We start from the raw sequence: 19,866 nt of genomic DNA, 5'->3' as shown, positions 1-19,866 counted from the left end.
AGGGTGAAGCCTTGAGCTTGACTGAGCTGAATGATCGCGCGCTCTTCAACGCTGAGTTCGGAATAGGACATAGGGGCAGCACCGTACCGGAAAGGTCAGGTGTTGCACTCAGTTTTCGCGGCCGCCCCTGTTTATCTGCCCTCAACTTGTCTTTTTGTACTTGCAGCATGACCGCCTGCTGTTCCAACTCATCAAGCCGGGCTGCATCATACGCCAGCAAGGGATCAGAATAATGTTCCAGGTTGAGCCCTTCGCCTTCATCGACCCATAATGCTATTTGATGTTTGGCGGCCCCTACTGCACTTACAATGCGACCGACCCGCAGGGCACAGGTATCATTGAGCGCACTTAATGCAGAGGCTTGCACTTCAACGGCCAACTCGGTATGAGCATGAATGGCCCCCCACTGTTCCAGCAGCCCATCGAAACCCGCGCTGTCCACCACCACTTCCAGATGGCGTACTTGATCGACAATAGTGCGCGCACTATTGCTCAGGTTTTTGGCGGTCAGGTTCAAACGTTCTTGTAAAGATGGAATAAAATCGTATTCACGATTCACCGCCACCGCATTGAACTTTCTCAGCCCGGCAAACACACCCGGCATATCAGGATTTTCAAACACCATGTGTCCACTGTCCCTATTCATGTATTAAGTCCCTTTACTCAATGACGCCCATCAATAATTTCATTAAACGCGTTGGATATCTGCACGCTGTAGTCTTTAACACGCGTCCAGGGATTCAACAGTTGTGAAAAGTCCAGCTTGAACCGGTGTAGCCGGGCAAGGTCATCCACCCCCTCCAACTGATAGGCTGCTTCATCGAGGTATTTGGCAATGTAGCCCCAGACTTGCGCCAATTGCTTGGCTCCCTGTTCGGCGCCGAGCATACGGCTGCGCAAATCTGTAAAGCGCTGCTGAGTGGCATCCAGCACAATGGCCAGCCTTTCCTGCTCATGACTGCCTTGTCTTGCGACTTCGCGCTCGGCAATCAGCTTGTTTTTTCGGGCCCGCGTCGATTCGGCTTTCGCACCAAATATCCCGCCCGTGATGGCCAGGCCTACAGGCCCCAGAAAAATCCCTGAATGGCCATACAACACTTGGGTTTTATAGTCCTTGATCAACTGATCAATTTCACTGTCCAGCTCTTTAATACGCTCGACCAGCACTTCGCGCTCCCTGGAGTGCCCCCTCTTCGCATACACATCTAGCTTGCCGTTGACTTCGTGAATCAACTCGTCAGACAACACCCGCTCAAACTCGGCTGCCAAGGCACCCACCGCCGTGGCTTTATTAATATAAGCGTCGGTGTCTTTTTTAATCAGCAGTACGTATTCCCTGATAATACGGACGGCCTTGAGTTCTGTTGAGTTCAGAACAATCGCCTTCAACTCGGCTTCTTCTGACTCGGTCAACTCATCAAGGGTCCCCGTAAGAAAGCGCTCGAATTCGATCTTATTGATCAGTTCAATAATGCCATTGGCCGTCGTAATAAAACCGTCCGAAAATCTGTTAAGTTGCCGACTAAGCTCTTTTGTATCACGCTCCAGCGCCGACCATGTGCCGGCGTGTTGCACAACACGCTGATGAAACGACTGGATACTTGCAGGCTCCAGCCCCGGCACGCTCTCTGTATTCGCCCCGAACCATGCCACGATCTTATTGTAATCGACCGGTAATGTTCGCGACTCACGCACATAAGCACGGACACTGTGTATATCACTGCGCCGAATAATAAACCCCAGCTCATCTTTTGAAACCGCGGCGTTCTTTTCACCCGCCAACACCTGAATATATTGCGAGGGCAAGTAGATGGCCGCTTCCAAGGACGTCATTTCCTCAAGCGGCCTGGCATCTTCAACACTCTCAACGAGGGCGTAATTATCACCTTGCATATTAAATCCCTTTAAATAATTATCCTGCCAAAACAGGATCAATCTTCAAAGGACATCATTCAATTACACTATTACCCGGCAACTCGTAAGACAACGATAAAAACAAAAAAGAATACGTACCCTAACAATCCGTGGCCCATTCAGATCTTCTAAAACACCGCGTACGAGCATTACCCGCCGCGGCGTAATGACTGTCAGTCGCCGCTTTCCTGCAGCGTATGGATGCGCGCTTGCCAAAGGTCGCTCATTGCCCTGACACGTGGCTCCCTAGCCTCCTGCAGGGCCAGGTAACTCACGCGCAAGAAGTTCAGGTTGCCTTGCGCCAATGCACGCTCAAACCAGATCAAGGCCTCATCAACATGACCGGACTCGGCGAGTACCGAGGCATGGCTGAACTGGCCACGAAAATCACCGCCAAGGGCTGAGCGCTCGTACCAGAAGCACGCCGCCTTCTTATCTGTCGGGCAATACACACCCTCTTCCAGATAACGCCCCAGCAGATTCATCGACTTGGCATGGCCAGCCTGTGCTGCCACTCCATACAAGGTGAACGCTGCACCCTGGTCTTGCGCCACCCCGCGACCGGTAGCCAGCAAGTTGGCGTAGTTGTAGAGCGCCCAATCCAGCCCGGCCTCTGCTGCCTGACGATATTCCAGGCTGGCCAGCGTGCAATCCACAGGCCCGCCCCAGCCATGTTCCCAGCAACGTCCGAGCATGTTGCGGGCCATGAGGTGGCCGCCATTGGCCGCGATTTGAAACCAGCGCTTGGCCAGCACCGGGTCGCGCTCAATGCCCTGGCCGTCGAGCAGAATCTGACCCAGCAAAGCCTGACCGTCCACAATGCCCTCCTTGGCCGCCATCAAGATGGCCTGGGCAGCTTTCGCCGGGTTTTCAGCCAGCATGGCGCGCAATTGGTCACCATCGAGCACTTCTTCACGGCGCAGTTGAAAGTTCATGGCTAGACCTCGGCCCAGCGGCGCAACAGGTTGTGATAGGTGCCTGTGAGCTGGATGAGGGAGGGATGATCGGGTACGTCGCGGGTCAGTTGCTGGATCGCGCCATCCATTTCAAACAGCAAGGTGCGCTGGCTGTCTTCACGCACCAGGCTTTGGGTCCAGAAAAACGATGCAAAGCGCGCTCCTCGAGTAACCGCATTGACCTTGTGCAAGCTGGTGCCAGGGTACAGCACCATATCGCCAGCTGGCAGTTTGACTTGCTGCACACCGTAGGTGTCCTGAATCACCAGTTCACCGCCGTCATAGTCTTCGGGATCGCTGAAAAACAAGGTGGCCGACAGATCCGTGCGTACCCGCTCGGGGCTGCCTCTGGGCTGACGCACAGCATTGTCGATATGAAAGTCGAAGCTGCCGCCCCCGGTGTAGCAGTTCACCAAGGGCGGAAAGACTTTGTGCGGTAACGCTGCCGACATGAACAGCGGATTTTTCCAGAGCCGGTCCATCATCGCTGCACCAATTTCCTTGGCTAACGGATGGTCTTCAGGCAGTTGCAGATTGTGCTTGGCCTTGGCGGATTGAAAGCCGGCAGTGATTTTGCCGTCAGCCCATTCAGTCTGCTGCAGCGCCTCACGGATGCGCTGCACCTCTTCACGGGAGAACAAGCCGGGGATATGCAGCAACATTACGCAGCACCTGATAGCAAAGGGATGGCAATGGTATTGATTCTTATTGAATGTGTAAAACCCTGTTGCGCCCCTGTAGACGAACGAGTGTGAAAAAACCGTAAAGGCAATTTGTAAAGATTGTAAATTTAGCGCTAATAGTAATACCTCTCAATTGATAGTCAGAATTGTTTGCCATATATTTCGCGGCTCAAATTCTGGGGGAAGGGATCTTAAAATGTCGCGCCAACAATTAAAAATACCCGTCAGCTCACCACGCTTGCTGGCTTCGGCCATCGGTGTTGCTATCACTGCGAGCTCTGCAGCCCATATGGCTCAGGCCGCTGAAAGCACTGAGAGCAAGGCACAGGGCAACAGTATTTCCCTTGGCGCGACTACCGTTACTGGCGAGCAGACCGAGCAGTCTTATCAAGTCGAGAAAGCCAGCTCGTCCAAGTACACCGCGCCGCTGATCGACACCCCCCGCTCGATCACCATCATTCCGCAGCAACTGATCAAAGACACCGCAGCCACCTCGCTGCAGGACGCATTGCGCACCGTGCCGGGCATTACTTTCGGCGCAGGCGAAGGCGGCAACCCACAGGGCGACCGTCCATTTATCCGCGGGTTTGACGCTCAGGGCGACACCTATCTGGATGGCGTGCGTGACACGGGTGCGCAAAGCCGCGAGATCTTCGCCGTAGAAAACATTGAAGTTGCCAAAGGCCCGAATTCGGCCTTCGGTGGTCGCGGCGCAGCAGGCGGCACCATCAACATGGTGAGTAAAAAAGCCCACCTGGGTAACTCCATTGATGGCGGCTGGACCTGGGGTTCGGATCAGACCCAACGCTACACAATGGATGGCAACTATCAGTTCAGCGACACCGTTGCAGGCCGTCTTAACCTGATGAGCCATGAAAGCAACGTGGCCGGTCGCGACAAGGTCAATTACGACCGCTGGGGTATTGCGCCTTCCCTGGCCTTTGGTCTGGGCACCGATACCCGCTTCAACGTCGATTACTACCACATGGAAAGTAACGACCTGCCGGATTCGGGCATTCCTTACGGTTATTCCGTTGGCAATACCCACACGGCTGCCAGCCCGGATAAACCGAACAACGGCGGCGACAGCAGCAACTTCTACGGCCTGACTGACCGCGACTTCCGCAAAACCCGCGCTGATATCACGACTTTTGCGTTTGAGCATGATTTCAGTGACGACCTGCACATCAAGAACACCCTGCGCCACGGCAACTCGATGCAGGACTACATCCTGACCCAGCCGGATGACAGTAAAGGCAACGTCAACAATGGCAGCGTGTGGCGTCGTACAAATACTCGCGTCAGCAACACCGCGACCACGACCAACCAGACCGACCTGTTTGGTGATGTGTACATCGCAGGGTTCAAAAACAGCTACTCCACCGGTATCGAACTCAGCCGCGAAACCAGCAGCAAGTCGTCCTATAACGTTAACACCGATACCACCCCGGGCAGCGCTGGCTCCAGTACCAACTGCACACCTGGCATGATCGGCGCACCAAGCGGCTGGAACTGTACCTCCCTGGGCAACCCGAACCCGGATGATCCGTGGAGCGGCTCGATCTCACGCAACTACGCGGGTACCGATACAGCCAGTACCACTCGCGCCATTTATGTCATGGACACTCTGGAGCTGACTCCGGAATGGTTGCTGAACATGGGCCTGCGTTACGACCATTTCGACACCAAGTACAAGACGTACACCGGTGCTGGCGCAACGACTGCCAAAGGCTCCGACACCAGCGACTTCTTCTCTGGCCAGTTGGGTCTGGTGTGGAAAGTACGGCCTAACGGCAGCATCTATGTGTCCTACGCTACCTCGGCGACACCTCCGGGTTCGATGCTGGGTGACGGTAACGAAACCAATACGCTGCCTGGTACTACAGATCGCACCGGCAGACTGCTGGCCAGCGACATGGAGCCGGAAGAAACCACCAACTACGAAATCGGTACCAAGTGGGATGTACTCAACGACCGCCTGTCCCTGGCAGCTGCGATCTTCCGTACCGAAAAAGAAAACACCCGCGTACAAACAGATGCCACCACCTACGAAAACGCCGGTAAAACCCGCGTCGACGGGATTGAGCTTTCTGCTACCGGTAAAATCACTGACAAATGGCAAGTCTTCGCAGGTTACAGCTACCTGGACGGCAAGCAGCAGGATGGCGGCCCTCTGAACAAGGCCACCGATGGCAACAAATTGCCTAACACGCCACGAAACAGCGCAAGCCTTTGGACTACCTATGCAATTACGCCAAAGCTGACTGTCGGTGGCGGTGCGTTCTACGTGGATGACGTCTTCGGCAACGTTGCTAACTCGACATATGTGCCGTCCTACACCCGCTACGACGCAATGGCCAGCTACAAGCTGACCAAAAATATCGACCTGCAACTGAACGTGCAAAACCTGACAGACAAGACCTACTACGACAAAGCATTCTCGACTCACTTCGCCAATCAGGCGGCGGGCCGTACAGCCTTGTTGACCACCAGCTTGCACTTCTAATTCGAAGTTGAGCTGTACAGAGCCCCGCCCATCCAATGGTCGGGGCTTTTGTGTAGCCGCTGACGAGGCACGAGGCTGCGATGCGGGCCGCAGGACCACCGATGGGGGCTGCTGCGCAGCCCATCGCAGCCTCGTGCCTCGTCAGCGGCTACAAGTCTTGAAACATTCAATTGAGCAAGCAAGGCGGTCGTCGTGTTTAAGAAAACACTTTTTCAGCTGCACTGGTTTTTCGGGATCACCGCAGGGCTGGTTCTGGCCTTGATGGGGATAACCGGCGCCACGGTGTCGTTCCAGGACGAGTTGCTGAACTTGCTCAACCCTTCGGTACTCAAGGTCGAAAAACTCGACAGCGGCGTGCTGCCACCCGCCGAGCTGGTGCGCAGGGTCGAGGCCACTGAAGGCAAACAGGTTTCAATGCTGTGGGTGGGCGTGGACAGCGGCACTGCTGCGCGAATCTTCTTTACCCCGCCACCGGGCGAGCGGCGTGGCCAAATGCGCTATGTCGACCCCTATACCGGCACCTACCAGGGTGAGGCCAACGGCCAGGGCTTTTTCGACCTGATGCTGCAACTGCACCGTTTTCTGGCCATGGGCCAAACCGGTCGCCAGATCACCGGCGCCTGTACCCTGATGCTGATTTTCTTCTGCCTGTCGGGGCTGTACTTGCGCTGGCCGCGCAAAGCGCTGAACTGGCGTGCCTGGTTGACGCTGGACTGGGCGAAAAAAGGTCGCAGCTTTAACTGGGACCTGCACGCGGTCGCAGGCACCTGGTGCATGATCTTTTACCTGCTGGCGGCCCTGACCGGTTTGTCATGGTCTTACGAGTGGTACAACAAGGGCTTGCAAAAGCTGTTTTCCGACACCCCCAACAGCCAGCAACGCAAAGGCGGCCGCGGCCAACCAGGGCCTGCGGGGCCGGCTCCGGTGGCAGACTACGACGCCATCTGGGCCAGTATTCAGAAAGCCGCGGGACCGGACCTGAGCACCTACAACGTGCGCATGCCGCCCGTGGCAGGACAACCCGCCACGGTGTTCTACCTGCTCAACAGCTCGCCCCACGAGCGTGCGTTCAACCAGATCACGCTCGACCCCGCCACCGGCGCGGTGAAGAAACACGATCGCTTTGAAGCCAAAAGCTACAAGGCACAATTGCTCAGCAGCATTTACGCCCTCCATGTGGGCAGCTACTGGGGCCTGACCGGTCGAATCCTGGTGACCATCGCCAGCCTGACCATGCCGTTGTTCTTTATTACCGGCTGGTTGTTGTACCTGGACCGTCGCCGTAAAAAGCGTCAGATCAAGCAGGCACGCCAGGGATTTGCCGCGGTCAGCAACGATGCGCCGTCATGGCTGATCGGCTTTGCCAGCCAAAGCGGCTTTGCCGAGCAATTGGCCTGGCAGACTGCCGGACAACTGCAGGCGGCCGGTCTGCCGGTGCGGGTTCAGCCCTTGGGGGCGCTCAACGAAGACGACTTGCAACAGGCGAGCAACGCTCTGTTTGTGGTCAGCACCTTTGGCGATGGGGAAGCGCCCGACAGCGCCCGTGGTTTTGAACGCAAAATCCTCGGCCAGCCTCTGGGGCTGAACACGCTCAAGTATTCCGTGCTCGCGCTGGGCGACCGCCAATACCCGCACTTTTGTGGTTTTGCCACCCGGGTCCAGCAATGGCTGAGCGAGCGTGGGGCCCAAGCGTTGTTTAGCCCGGTACAGGTCGACAGCGGTGATGCCGAGGCGCTTCATCAGTGGCAGCAACAGCTCAGCCAGCTCACCGGCGGCGCGCCGAGCGCCAACTGGCAGGCACCGAGCTACAACAACTGGAGCCTTGATCAGCGTGAACTGCTCAACCCCGGCAGCAGCGGTTCGGGGGTTTATCTGCTGGCGCTCACCCCACCCGATGGGAACGCCTCCTGGCAGGCCGGTGATTTGGTTGAAGTCATGCCAAGGCAGTCCACGTGGGCCGTCGAGCACTTCCTTGACGGCCTGGGTCTTTCGGCCAACTCCCCGGTGCAACTCGACGGCCTGCAAGAAACCCTGGCCCAGGCACTGGGCGGCCGCCAACTGCCGGACAATCGCGCTCACCTGGTGGGCATGCACGCCCAGGCGCTGGTCGACGCATTAGTCCCGCTGAACATGCGCGAATACTCCATTGCCTCGATCCCCGAGGATGGGTCATTGCAATTGATCGTGCGTCAGGAGCGGCATGCCGATGGCAGTCTGGGGATTGGTTCGGGCTGGCTGACGGAACATGCCGCCATCGGCTCGGCGATCAGCCTGCGTGTGCGGCGCAACAGCGGTTTTCATCTGCCCGCCGAACCCGTGCCGCTGATTCTGCTCGGTAATGGCACCGGTCTGGCAGGGCTGCGCAGCTTGCTCAAGGCACGGATCGCCCAAGGACAGCAGCGCAATTGGTTGTTCTTTGGCGAGCGTAACGCCGAGCACGACTTTTATTGCCGCGATGAACTGCAAGGCTGGCTGGCCAGCGGTGATCTGGCACGCCTGGATCTGGCATTTTCGCGGGATCAGGCACAGAAGGTCTACGTGCAGGATCGCTTGCGTGAGGCGGGTGATGAAGTGCGTCAATGGCTGGCAGACGGTGCCGCTATTTATATCTGCGGCAGTTTGCAGGGGATGGCCGCGGGTGTGGACCAGGCACTGATCGACATGCTGGGGGCTGAAGCGGTGGAGTTGCTGATCGAGCAAGGGCGCTATCGCCGCGATGTGTACTAGAGGTTTTCTCTCGGGTTACTAGCCCGACTCCTGTGGGAGCGGGCTTGCTCGCGAAAGGCTCAATGCGGTGAATCAGATCAACTGCATCAAGTGCATCGCGAGCAAGCCCGCTCCCACAAGGTATTGGCTACCGGGCAACTACGCCTTGGCTGTTTCCAGCGCCATTTCCACCGGCTCCGGCCGCTTGATCACCGCATACACCACCGCAGTCAACAGGCTGCCCGCCACAATCGCCAGCAAGTACAGCAGCGCATGGTTGATCGCATTCGGGATCAGCAGCACGAACAAGCCGCCGTGCGGTGCCATCAGCTTGCAGCCGAAGTACATCGACAATGCGCCCGTCAACGCGCCACCCAGGATGCTCGCCGGAATAACCCGCAGCGGGTCTTTGGCGGCAAACGGGATCGCACCTTCAGAAATAAAGCACAGCCCCAGCACCAGCGCCGCTTTGCCCGCCTCACGCTCGGTTTGTGCGAACTTGCGCCGCGCCAGGAAGGTCGCAATGCCCAGCCCGATCGGCGGCACCATGCCCGCCGCCATCGTGGCCGCCATCGGTGCATAACTCTGGGAAGCAAGCAGCCCGACCGAAAACGCATACGCCGCCTTGTTGATAGGCCCGCCAAGGTCGACACACATCATCCCGCCCAGCAACACACCCAACAGAATGGCGTTGGTGGTGCCCATGCTGTCGAGGAAGTGGGTGAGACCCTCGAGCATCCCGGCAACCGGCTTGCCCACCACGTAGATCATCACCAGGCCGGTAAACAGGCTGGCGAACAACGGGATGATCAGAATCGGCTTCAAGGCTTCCAGGCTTTGCGGCAATTGCAGATAGCGATTGATCGCCTTGGCGCAATAGCCCGCGATAAACCCGGCAATGATCCCGCCGATAAACCCGGCACCCAGCGTGCTCGCCAACAGACCGCCAATCATCCCCGGCGCCAGGCCCGGACGGTCGGCAATCGAGTAGGCGATGTAACCCGCCAGCAGCGGCACCATCAGTTTGAACGCAGCGTCACCACCGATTTGCATCAGGGCTGCCGCCAGCGTGCCGGGCTCTTTATAAGCAGAGATGCCAAACACGAAGGACAACGCGATCAGCAAACCGCCCGCCACCACCATCGGCAGCATGAAGGACACGCCGGTCAGCAAATGTTTGTAGACCCCGGTTTTTTCTTGCTTGGCCGGTGCTGAGCCGCCCGTCGCGGCGCTCTCTTGCTGGCCTTCGGCCAATGCCTTGTTCAGGGTGGCTTCGGCTTGCTTGAGGGCAATGCCGGTGCCGCAGCGGTAAATCTTTTTGCCGGCAAAGCGCTCGGCAGGCACTTCGATATCTGCCGCCAACAGCACCACATCGGCGTCCCGGATGGCCTCGGCGCTCAACGGATTGCGCGCACCGACCGAGCCCTGGGTTTCGACCTGCAGTTCGTAGCCCAATCGCTTGGCCGCCTGCTGCAAGGCTTCGGCCGCCATGAACGTGTGGGCAACGCCGGTCGGGCATGCCGTGACGGCGACGATTTTAGGTGCGCGCTTCTCGCTCTCGACAGGGGTCGAGGATGGCGCAGGCGACGTGTAGATTTGCGCCTCTTTGATCCCGCGCAGCAACACGGCCTCTACATCCTGCAGGGCCTGGGCCGGGGTGCTTTGAAATACCCGCTTGCCAATAAAACGCTGCATGTCCAGCGGTGTACTGCTGACCAGCAAAACCCACTCGGCTTCGTCGAGGGTGGCCGCCGACAATTGGCGCTCCGGGTGCTTGGGATCATGCACTTCAACGCTGGTGCTCCAGCCCTGGCGCTGCGCGGCGGCATCGAGCAAACGGGCGCATAGCACGCTGGTCACCATGCCGTTGGGGCAGCCCGTCACAATGGCTAATTTCATGTGTATCCCTCTTATTCTTTTGTCAGGGGGCGAACGCGAACGCCGCTTTCGAGCGTCGCCAGGTGCGCCGCATCGCTGATACCAAAACCGATTTGAGTGACTGCCATCGCCGCAATGGCCGTGGCGGTTCGCAAGGTCTGTTCGGGGCTGTGCCCGCTGAGCAAACCGTGGACCATGCCCGCGAGCAACGAGTCGCCTGCCCCCACCGTGCTGGCTACGCTGACCTTGGGCGGCAATGCCTGCAAGGCCTCGGCGCGGCTGAACCAGTTCACACCGTCAGCACCGTGGGAAATAACCACGTGTTCAATACCCAGCGCCTGCAAACGAGTGGCCGCTTCGATCTGGGCCTCAAGGCTGCTGATATCGCTGCCCAAGGCATCACTGAGTTCTTCGGTATTGGGCTTGATCAGCCAGGGGCCCGCTGCCAAGGCTTCTTTCAAGGCCTGGCCACTGGTGTCCAGAATCACGTTCAAACCAAGCGCCTTCAAGCGCAGCACCAGATCATGCAGCCACTGCGGGCTCACGCCCTGGGGCAAACTACCGGCCACCACCACTGCATCATGGCCGGGTGCAATTCGATCGAGTATGTCGAGCAAAGCTTGCTGCGCCTGCGGGCTGACCTGCGGCCCAAGCCCGTTCAGGTCGGTCACGCGGCCATCGTCTTCGGCGAGCTTGATATTGCTGCGGGTTTCACCGGGCACGCGGACAAACCCGTCGACAAAGCCACGGCGCTTGAACAACGCATCGAATGCTTGCGCATTGTCTTCGCCCAAAAAGCCGCTCACCGTCAGTGTGTGGCCCAGATCCGCCAGCACTTGCGCGACGTTGATGCCCTTGCCCGCGGCATGGGTCAGCATCATCGGGCTGCGATTGACCTCGCCCGGCTCCAGATGCCCCAGGCGCACGGTCAAGTCCAGTGCCGGGTTGAGGGTGATGGTCAGAATGCTGGCCATTAGAGCGCCTCCACCAATGCACGAACTTCATCCGGACTGCCAACGCTCAATGCCTGGGCGGCCAGGGTTGTGAGGCGATCCATGCTCAACTCCCGCACCCGCGCCTTGACTTCGGGAATGCTGCGCGCCGAAACGCTCAGCTCATCCACGCCCAGGCCAACCAGTACGGGCACCGCCAGCGGATCAGCGGCCAGTTCGCCGCACACGCCAACCCATTTGCCGTGGGCATGGGCGGCACGGACGGTGATGTCGATCAGTTGCAGCACCGCCGGATGCAGGCCGTCTGCCTGAGCCGACAGGGTCGGGTGACCACGGTCGATGGCCAGGGTGTACTGGGTCAGGTCGTTAGTGCCGACGCTGAAAAAATCCACTTCCTTGGCCAGCACAGGTGCCAGCAAGGCGGCGGACGGCACTTCGATCATGATCCCCAGTTGCAAATCGGCCACCGGAATTTCCAGCCGCAGACGCTCGGTCATGTCGCGAGCAGCCCGCCATTCGGCCACGCTGCCCACCATCGGAAACATGATGCGCAGCGGGCGGTTGTCTGCCGAGCGCAGCAAAGCGCGCAACTGGCTTTCCATGACGTGCGGACGTTGCAGGGTAAGACGAATACCGCGAACACCCAGAAACGGGTTTTCTTCTTTCTCGATCGGCCAGTACGGCAGCGGCTTGTCGCCACCCACGTCCAAAGTACGAACCACCAGGGGCCGCCCGTCCAGGCCATCCAGCACGCGGCGGTACTCAGCTTCCTGAGTGGCCTCGTCCGGCGCCTGGGAGTGGGCCATGAAAATCAGCTCGGTGCGCAACAGGCCAATGCCCTCGGCGCCCTGCTCCACGGCACTGGCGACGCCTTTGCTTTCGCCGATATTGGCAAACACTTCAACCGGGTGGCCATCCTGGGTCACGGCCAGTTCGTGGCGCTGAGCAAAAGCGGCCAGCAAGCGCTGTTCGCGGCTGTCGCGCTCCTGGGTGGCACGCTGCAAGGCGTCGGCATCCGGTGAAACGTGCAAGCGACCGCGCTGGCCATCGATTAATAGCTGAGTGCCCGGCGCCAGTAACAACACGGCTTCGCCTGCCCCCACCAGCGCCGGAATACCCAGTGCACGAGCGACAATGGCGCTGTGCGCAGTCGCGCCACCGCGGGCGGTCAAAATACCCGCTACCCGTGCCGGATCAAGACGCGCCACGTCCGACGGGCCCACTTCATCCATCACCAGCACATAGGGCTGGTCAGGTTCGGCCGGGGTTTGCACACCACACAACTGAGCCAGGACGCGGCGACCGATATCCCGCAGATCGGCCGCCCGCTCAGCCAGCAGCGCATCCTGCAAGGACTCTTGCTGGTGTGCAGCGGCTTCGATCACGGACATCCAGGCCGCTTCGGCACTTTCGCCCTGCTTGAGGCGCGAATCGACTTCGTCAGTCAGTTCCGGGTCGTCGAGCATTTCCTGGTGAGTGATGAAAATTTCGCGAATGGCCTTGGACTGACTGCGCGAAATCAGGCCTTCAATGTCCTGACGCACTTCGTTCAAGGCTTTTTGCAGGCGCTCGCGCTCAACCGCTGACGACTCGCCACGCAGCGGGTAGTCGAAGGTTTGCAACACTTGGATATGGGCCGGGCCAATGGCAATGCCGGGCGAGGCGGCGATGGCCTGCACCACGCTACCGGCAACCGGAGCGGTGATCAGCGTGGCAATTTCGGCCACGCTCGGGGCTGCTTCGACCAGGATCGGCAGCGGCTCGACTTCTTCGCCCAGACCGCCTTCGACAGCCGCCAACAGTGCGGGCAATGCGTCATTGGCAATGCTCGGTTCGGCAACAAACTCCAGCACCTGGCCGCGACGGGCACCGAGGCTGAGCAACTTGCTCAGGCTCTTGGCCGAAACTGCCGAGTCCTGCCCGTCAACGATCCTGACGCGGATTTCACCTTCAAAGCTTTTCGCCAGTTGCGCGAGAACCTTGGCCGGGCGCGCATGCAAACCGTGGGCGTTGGCCAAGGTAATACGGGCGCTCGGCCAGTCAGCCGGCGACTCTGCGCCCAGCACTTCGAGCACCGCACGACGGCTGGTGGCCCGGCCCAATTCGTGACCGCGACCGGCAATCAGCAACGCGCACAGGCGCTCCAGCAATGCCTGATGGGCTTCGCCCAGGCTGGCCAGGCAAAACAGACCGCTCAGCGGCTGGCCCAGGTAGCGCATCGGTTTGTCCGGCGTTACAAACGCCAGCCCCGGACGCTTGACCGTCTGCTCGCTGTGCAGCCACCACAGGCCATCGCCCAGGGGTAGCGCATCAACTTGTTGCAGTACGGCGGCAAAGCCATTGCTCACGCAATCGGCCTGGCGCAACAAGCGTGCGCCGCGCCATACCAGCTCTTCGAAGTCATCCGCGGACACACCCAGGCCAATCATCTGGGCATCCAGCGCCAGTTCCTGGGGAGCGCCCTGGAGCAATTTGAGCAAGGCTTCGGCAGAGCTGGCGCGACGCAGGGCTTCGCCAAGATCGGTCTCGCCCAGGGCCCGGGTCAACAGTTGCAGCAAGCGCAGGTGCTCATCGGACTTGGCCGCAATACCAATCGCCAGGTACACCATTTGCCCATCGCCCCAATCCACACCCTCGGGGAACTGCAGTAAACGTACCCCCGTGGTGAACACCAGGTCGCGGGTTTCAGGCGTGCCATGGGGGATGGCGATGCCCTGGCCCAAAAAGGTCGAACCTTGAGCCTCACGCGCTTGCAAGCCGCTCAGATAACCTTCAGCCACCAAGCCATCGGCAACCAGTTTATCGGCGAGTAATTGCAACGCCGCAGACTTGTCCACAGCCGTCTGGCCCATGGAAATCTGCTCTATGGTGAGCTCGAGCATGCGTTCTCCTTTCCGGCGCTCTATGGCACCCGGTATTGTTTTGAATTAAGTCAGCTTAGGTCGCTGATCACGGGCTGTGTCTGCGGATGTGTGGCAAGCACATCGCTACCGGGATAAGCACCTTTAAATACGTCTGCTGAAACGTTTAATCAAGAATACCCGGCACGTTACTGCATAATTGCTCGCGCTTGAAGTCCAACTTGTCGTATTGATGAGTGCTCGCCGCGGATGGTGCAAAAAGGCAGGACGCGAAGGGCAGACGATGGTCGGCTGCCTTTATCGGTTAGGATTGGCCAAAATGTCGACATGTACTACAAAAAATAAGGAATTTTCGGCGTGAAGCTCAGTGATATCGCTCAATTGGCAGGTGTTTCCGTAACCACGGCCAGCTATGTCATCAATGGAAAAGCCGAGCAGCAGCGCATCAGCAGCAGCACGGTCGAGCGCGTACGCGCTGTGGTCGAGGAACACGGCTTTACCCCCAACCCGCAAGCGGCCGGACTGCGCAGTCGGCACACGCGCACCTTGGGGTTTATCCTCCCGGACCTTGAAAACCCGAGTTATGCCCGCCTGGCCAAGCAACTCGAACAAGGCGCCCGTGCCCGGGGCTATCAGTTGCTGATCGCCAGCTCCGACGATGCCCCGGAAAGTGAGCGCCAGTTGCTCAAGCTGTTTCGTGCCCGCCGTTGCGACGCCCTGTTCGTGGCCAGTTGCTTGCCCGAAGAAGATGACAGCTACCGCCAGTTGCAAGACCTGGGCATGCCGATCATTGCCATTGACCGGACGATGGAGCCGGAGCGTTTTTGTTCGGTTATCAGTGATGACTGCGAAGCCAGCCTGCAATTGACCCGCAGCCTGTTGCAGCCATTGCCCCGGCAGATTGTATTGATCGGCGCCCGTCCTGAACTGAGCGTCAGTCAGGCCCGTGAGGCAGGGTTCAAGCAGGCTGTCGAAGGGTTTGAAGGCGAAGTCCTGATTGAACACGGCGCGGCCTTCAGCCGCGAATGTGGACGCCGGATCATCGATGAGTTGCTGGCGCGTCAGGGGCACTTCCCGGATGCGCTGATCACCACCTCATACGTGCTGTTGCAGGGGATGTTCGACGCATTGCTGGAGCACCCGACCCAGCGCCCGCCCTTGCGCCTGGCCACCTTTGGTGACACACAGTTGCTGGACTTCCTGCCGCTGCCCGTCAATGCCATGGGCCAGCAACACAAACTGATCGCCGAAACAGCCCTGAACCTGGCGCTGGCAGCCATTGAAGAGCAGAACTACGTGCCCGGTATTCATGCGATCGCACGTAATTTCAAACAGCGTATCCATCAGGCCTGAGCATGCAGTTGATCGACACCCACACCCACCTCGACTTCCCGGACTTTGACGCTGACCGCCCGCAGTTACTGGCGCGCAGTCGAGCGTTGGGTGTTGAAAAAATGGTGGTGCTGGGGGTCTATCAGAGCAATTGGCAGCGATTGTGGGATCTGGTGCAAACCGACAGCCAGCTGTATGCCGCCTTTGGCTTGCACCCGGTGTACCTCAACGATCATCGTCCTGAGCAGGTGATTGAGCTCGAGCAATGGCTGAGCCGCCTGGCAGGGCATCCGCAGTTATGTGCGGTGGGGGAAATCGGCCTTGACTACTTTCTTCCCGAACTCGACCGTGACGGCCAGCAAACGCTGTTTGAAGCGCAGCTGCAATTGGCCGCCGACTTTCAACTGCCCGCCCTGCTCCACGTCAGGCGCAGCCATGCTCAGGTGATTGCGACACTGAAGCGCTTGCGGCTAAAGCGCGGCGGGATTGTTCATGCATTTGCAGGCAGTCGCGAAGAAGCCCGCGAATATATCAAGCTGGGATTCAAACTGGGTCTGGGTGGAGCGGCCACCTGGCCGCAGGCCTTGCGCCTGCGAAAAGTGATCGCCGATTTGCCGCTGGACGCCCTGGTGCTGGAAACCGACGCCCCCGACATGGCGCCTGCCATGCACCCCAACCAGCGCAACAGCCCGGAGTACTTGCCCGATATTTGCCAGGCACTGGCCGAGGTGATGGGCATCAGCCCGGAGCGTTTAGCCGAGGCCAGTACGACTAATGCCTGTGAAGTCTTTGGCTGGAAACACTGAGCGCAAGCCTGTGTACTTTCTTGTGGGAGCGGGCTTGCTCGCGATTCAGACAACTCGGTGGGTCAGGGATGCCCCGTCGATGCCATCGCGAGCAAGCCCGCTCCCACTGCGATGAAATGCGGCTCTACAGCAGCAACGCCCACACCGCAAAACACGCATACCAAAGCACCGCCGCGCGCAGCAACAAGGCCCAGAGGGTGTCGAGGCTGCCCACACCTTCAGGTCCGGCCTGTGGCGCGGGGATTTCGGCAGCGGCACAGCCAGCCTTGTTGATCAATTGCGCGGCGCTGATGTCCCAACTCAGCAACTCATGCAGCATCACTCGACTGACCGCGGCGAAGTTGCCTACCAGCGCAAAACTCGCGGCCAGCAGCCGCACCGGCAACCAGTCAAAGGCATGACGCAACTGCCCGGCACGTTCGACCAGTGCCGGATTCTGGCTGTGCTCTGCCGCCAGGGCCAGCAAGCGATAGCTCAAGACCACCACAGGCCCCAGCAGGAAATACCAGAAAATCACCGCAAAAAAGCTCTGGTAGGCCTGCCACAACAAATGCCCCTGCACCTTCTCCAGCAATTGCTCACCGCTGTCGGCACTGACGCCCAGATCACGCTCGGCAACATGGGCAGCTGCCTGCAAGTCGCCACGCCGCCAAGCGTCGCGAAACGGCCCGAGCCCGCCCAGCAGATCGCCGCGCCCCAGGCTGTAAATCACCACCAGCAGGTGGATCGGCAGCGCCAACAGGCCATAAGCCACAGGGTGCAGCACCACCAGGAGCAGGCCCAATACGGCTGCAGGCAATGCAATCAGGATGAACAACACCCACCAGGGTTTATTGCCAAGCCCGGGGCTGGCTTCAAGCTTGTGCAACTCGCGCAGCCAGCCACCGTCACATTGCAGGCGCTGACGCAAACCCGAGAACTTCTCGACCAGAATCGCCAGCAGTAACACCACAAAACTCATTGTTTCTCTCCTGTGTGCTGCAACGCGCTGCGAAAGCGCATCCAATCAAAAGCCGGCCCCGGATCCGTCTTGCGACCCGGTGCAACGTCGCTATGACCACATATCCTGCGGGGGGTGATATCGGGAAAAGCCGCCTGCAATTGCCGGCTCAAGGCTGTCAACGCCTGATACTGCGCCTCCGTGAAGGGCAGCTCATCGGTGCCCTCAAGTTCAATGCCCAGGGAAAAGTCATTGCAGGTCTCTCGCCCTTCAAAGCTCGAAACCCCCGCATGCCATGCTCGATCAAGGCAGGAGACAAACTGGGTCACAGTGCCATCTCGCTCGATCAGGAAATGCGCACTCACTTTCAAGTCCGCAATGCCTTCAAAGTAAGGATGTTCTGTGACGTCCAGTCGGTTCTGGAAGAATTCCTGAACCTTGCCGGTGGCGAACTGCCCGGGGGGCAAGCTGATGTTGTGGATAACCAGCAGGGAGATTTCGTCACCGGGGCGCGCATTGAAGTTGGGGGACGGACAATGGCGCACACCTTGAAACCAGCCGCTCGCGGGGTCCAATTGCATACAGGCTCCTTCAACAGGCAAAACGAAAGGCCCAGTATGCCGCGATGAGCGCGCCGATGGGGAGCAATCTGCGTACTACCCGTCTACTCCGGGCTGGACTGACGCAGACTGTCTATTACCGACTCCAGCGCCCGGTCAATCAATAAGCGGTCGTCGAGCGGCAAAACAGTCCCGTTGCGCAGCTGGACGATCAGATCGGTGCGGTTTCTTTCCAGCACCTTGGCCCCGATGCGATTGACAAAAATATGCGTGCCGCCGGGCTCCAGGATCGTAATCAGCTTGCAGCGCAGGGATGTGTTGTCGTCTTCCTGGAGTTCGATCCAGGTACCAATACGCAACTGGCTGACCAGCAACAGCCCAAGGTGGCCCTGCTCATCAAGAACGGGCAAGGGCACTGTCTGCGGCTCGGGTTCAAACGTGGGGCAACTGCGAGCCTGCGCCGCATCACGGGTGCGCTGCTCAAGCAACTCACTGCGGCTGTATTCGCCGCGGGTAAACATCAAAAAGTCATGCAGCAACGATTCAAGCAGCGCCGGGTTATTGCCCGCATACCGCACCAGTTGCAGAACCACGTGCTCGATTTTGCGATACAGCAGATCGTTGCAGTCATCGGCACTCTCGCCACAGCCAATGGCGGCGCCAGCGATCACATTGAGCAAGCGACGGGCCGGGTGGCTGTCACAACTGAAAAAGTTCTGATCGCTCTGGGCGATCTGCAGCACCGGTTCGCGCAACAGTCCCAGCAGCTTTCTCAACGCAGGTGACAGGTTCCGGTCATCGCGGATGTAATCGAATAACAGCCCTACCAGGTAGCTCGCATTTTCACCGGTATCGGGTAATTCCTGCGCAAGGGCACCGGCTTTCACTGCGCAGCACGAGGTCTTTTCCGATAGGTCGGGTAACACACCCGTGGCGATCAACAACTGGTTTGCATCGGCGTACAGATGCTCGGTCCTGCTGAGCAGGTACTTCTCGAACAAGCGCAGCATGATGAGCTTGACCTTGATGTCCACGCCCTGATCCCGCTCGGCCTGCAAAAAGTACTCGCACAGCCGGGCAGGGCCCAGCGGGTTGTTCTGCTCATCCAGGGGAATGCAACTCAGGGTATTGAGACGAGTGCTCAACTGGCACAGGGCCAACTGGTTGCGGTTCAGTACCCGCGTCACCATTGCACTGGTCACTTGAGCCCGCTCAAGGTCATTGGCCATCAGTGAGAACGCAGCCTGTGACGGGGCGCCAGCCTGTAGCGTGGGCTCACTGACATCGGGCTGGGTCAGACTGACAAAGGCATCAAACAGGTGCTCAAGAAAGCCGCGCTCAATGTGTTTGCGCTTGAGCCGCACATCGCGCATGGCTTCAAAAAACAGGCTCTGCTCGGTATCGCTTTGAGCCTTGTCGGCCATTTCAAACAAGGTTTCATCGGCATTGTCGAACAGCGCCTGCAATTCGATCCTGAGCTGCTGAGCGGCTTTGTCATGAACCTGCAGCAGGATCACAGGCAGGCGGGCAAGTGGCGAATGCATCGCCAACTCAGTGGCGGTCCTGTGCACAGGCCCCACTTTCCCGTCATTTTGCATCCTGGCCTCCCTGAAGGGTCTCTTCGCTTGCCAGTGAACGCTCGTGGTCAGAGCCATTTTTAACGCTCACAAACAGAAGCCGGCAGTGGCGTATGCACTGGCCGGTGTATCGAAATTAAGGCAATGGCTATACGTCAAACCTATGGCGCCAATCCAAAGGCGGATTATCTTGC

13 protein-coding genes and 1 pseudogene are annotated in these 19,866 nt (G+C 59.0%); 4 read left to right on the top strand and 10 right to left on the bottom strand.

Annotated elements, in window-relative coordinates; translation table 11 throughout:
• From AC19YQ_RS14315 to AC19YQ_RS14300, 4 genes and pseudogenes are all read right to left on the bottom strand, one after another.
• Positions 1-646: pseudogene (locus AC19YQ_RS14315) on the bottom strand (hypothetical protein); the annotation flags it as partial.
• 17 nt (positions 647-663) lie between these two features.
• A complete protein-coding gene (locus AC19YQ_RS14310) occupies positions 664-1,893 on the bottom strand; it encodes an alpha-xenorhabdolysin family binary toxin subunit A (protein ID WP_500595373.1) in 1,230 nt (409 codons plus the stop codon).
• 194 nt (positions 1,894-2,087) lie between these two features.
• On the bottom strand, positions 2,088-2,849 hold the full coding sequence (locus AC19YQ_RS14305) for a tetratricopeptide repeat protein (RefSeq protein WP_500595372.1): 762 nt from the start codon (positions 2,847-2,849) through the stop codon (positions 2,088-2,090).
• Positions 2,850-2,851: 2 nt separating this feature from the next.
• The gene (locus AC19YQ_RS14300; protein WP_133078554.1) at positions 2,852-3,532 is read right to left on the bottom strand and encodes a Fe2+-dependent dioxygenase; all 681 of its coding nucleotides are present in this window, start codon (positions 3,530-3,532) and stop codon (positions 2,852-2,854) included.
• A 217-nt stretch (positions 3,533-3,749) separates the two neighbouring features.
• Here AC19YQ_RS14300 and AC19YQ_RS14295 point away from each other — a divergent pair, with 217 nt between their 5' ends.
• Both AC19YQ_RS14295 and AC19YQ_RS14290 read left to right on the top strand, forming a co-directional pair.
• Positions 3,750-6,059 carry a TonB-dependent receptor gene (locus AC19YQ_RS14295; protein WP_500595371.1) on the top strand — a complete coding sequence of 770 codons (2,310 nt, stop codon included), beginning with the start codon at positions 3,750-3,752 and terminating at the stop codon, positions 6,057-6,059.
• 192 nt (positions 6,060-6,251) lie between these two features.
• Positions 6,252-8,786 (top strand): PepSY domain-containing protein, encoded by a 2,535-nt coding sequence (locus tag AC19YQ_RS14290; RefSeq protein ID WP_500595369.1) that lies wholly within the window; start codon positions 6,252-6,254, stop codon positions 8,784-8,786.
• 138 nt (positions 8,787-8,924) lie between these two features.
• Here AC19YQ_RS14290 and AC19YQ_RS14285 read toward each other — a convergent pair whose 3' ends face one another.
• From AC19YQ_RS14285 to ptsP, 3 genes are read right to left on the bottom strand one after another with little or no spacing between them, the layout of a single operon-like run.
• Positions 8,925-10,664 carry a PTS fructose-like transporter subunit IIB gene (locus tag AC19YQ_RS14285; protein WP_339473470.1) on the bottom strand — a complete coding sequence of 580 codons (1,740 nt, stop codon included), beginning with the start codon at positions 10,662-10,664 and terminating at the stop codon, positions 8,925-8,927.
• Positions 10,665-10,675: 11 nt separating this feature from the next.
• Positions 10,676-11,617, bottom strand: coding sequence for a 1-phosphofructokinase (gene pfkB, locus AC19YQ_RS14280; RefSeq protein WP_500595368.1), 942 nt, complete (start codon positions 11,615-11,617; stop codon positions 10,676-10,678).
• Entirely contained in the window at positions 11,617-14,478 is a 2,862-nt protein-coding gene (ptsP, locus tag AC19YQ_RS14275) for a phosphoenolpyruvate--protein phosphotransferase (RefSeq protein ID WP_339473468.1), read from the bottom strand. The genes pfkB and ptsP overlap by 1 nt, the downstream gene beginning before the upstream one ends.
• Positions 14,479-14,814: 336 nt before the next feature.
• Between ptsP and cra the strand changes: the two genes are divergently transcribed.
• Both cra and AC19YQ_RS14265 read left to right on the top strand, forming a co-directional pair.
• Entirely contained in the window at positions 14,815-15,810 is a 996-nt protein-coding gene (gene cra / locus AC19YQ_RS14270; RefSeq protein ID WP_326398508.1) for a catabolite repressor/activator, read from the top strand.
• 2 nt (positions 15,811-15,812) lie between these two features.
• Positions 15,813-16,595 carry a TatD family hydrolase gene (locus AC19YQ_RS14265; RefSeq protein ID WP_339473466.1) on the top strand — a complete coding sequence of 261 codons (783 nt, stop codon included), beginning with the start codon at positions 15,813-15,815 and terminating at the stop codon, positions 16,593-16,595.
• A gap of 124 nt (positions 16,596-16,719) precedes the next feature.
• Here AC19YQ_RS14265 and ampE read toward each other — a convergent pair whose 3' ends face one another.
• The 3 genes from ampE to AC19YQ_RS14250 form a co-directional block, all read right to left on the bottom strand.
• Positions 16,720-17,556, bottom strand: coding sequence for a regulatory signaling modulator protein AmpE (gene ampE / locus AC19YQ_RS14260; protein WP_133078562.1), 837 nt, complete (start codon positions 17,554-17,556; stop codon positions 16,720-16,722).
• Positions 17,553-18,116, bottom strand: a complete 564-nt coding sequence (gene ampD, locus AC19YQ_RS14255) for a 1,6-anhydro-N-acetylmuramyl-L-alanine amidase AmpD (RefSeq protein ID WP_500595367.1) — start codon at positions 18,114-18,116, stop codon at positions 17,553-17,555. Before ampD ends, ampE begins: the two co-directional genes overlap by 4 nt.
• Before the next feature lie 83 nt (positions 18,117-18,199).
• Positions 18,200-19,639, bottom strand: coding sequence for a DUF1631 family protein (locus AC19YQ_RS14250; RefSeq protein ID WP_500595366.1), 1,440 nt, complete (start codon positions 19,637-19,639; stop codon positions 18,200-18,202).
• Positions 19,640-19,866 lie beyond the last annotated feature (227 nt).

Source organism: Pseudomonas sp. MF06569 (assembly GCF_059862735.1).
Note: the sequence above shows the minus strand (reverse complement) of the source record. Positions and strands in the feature narration are given on the sequence as shown.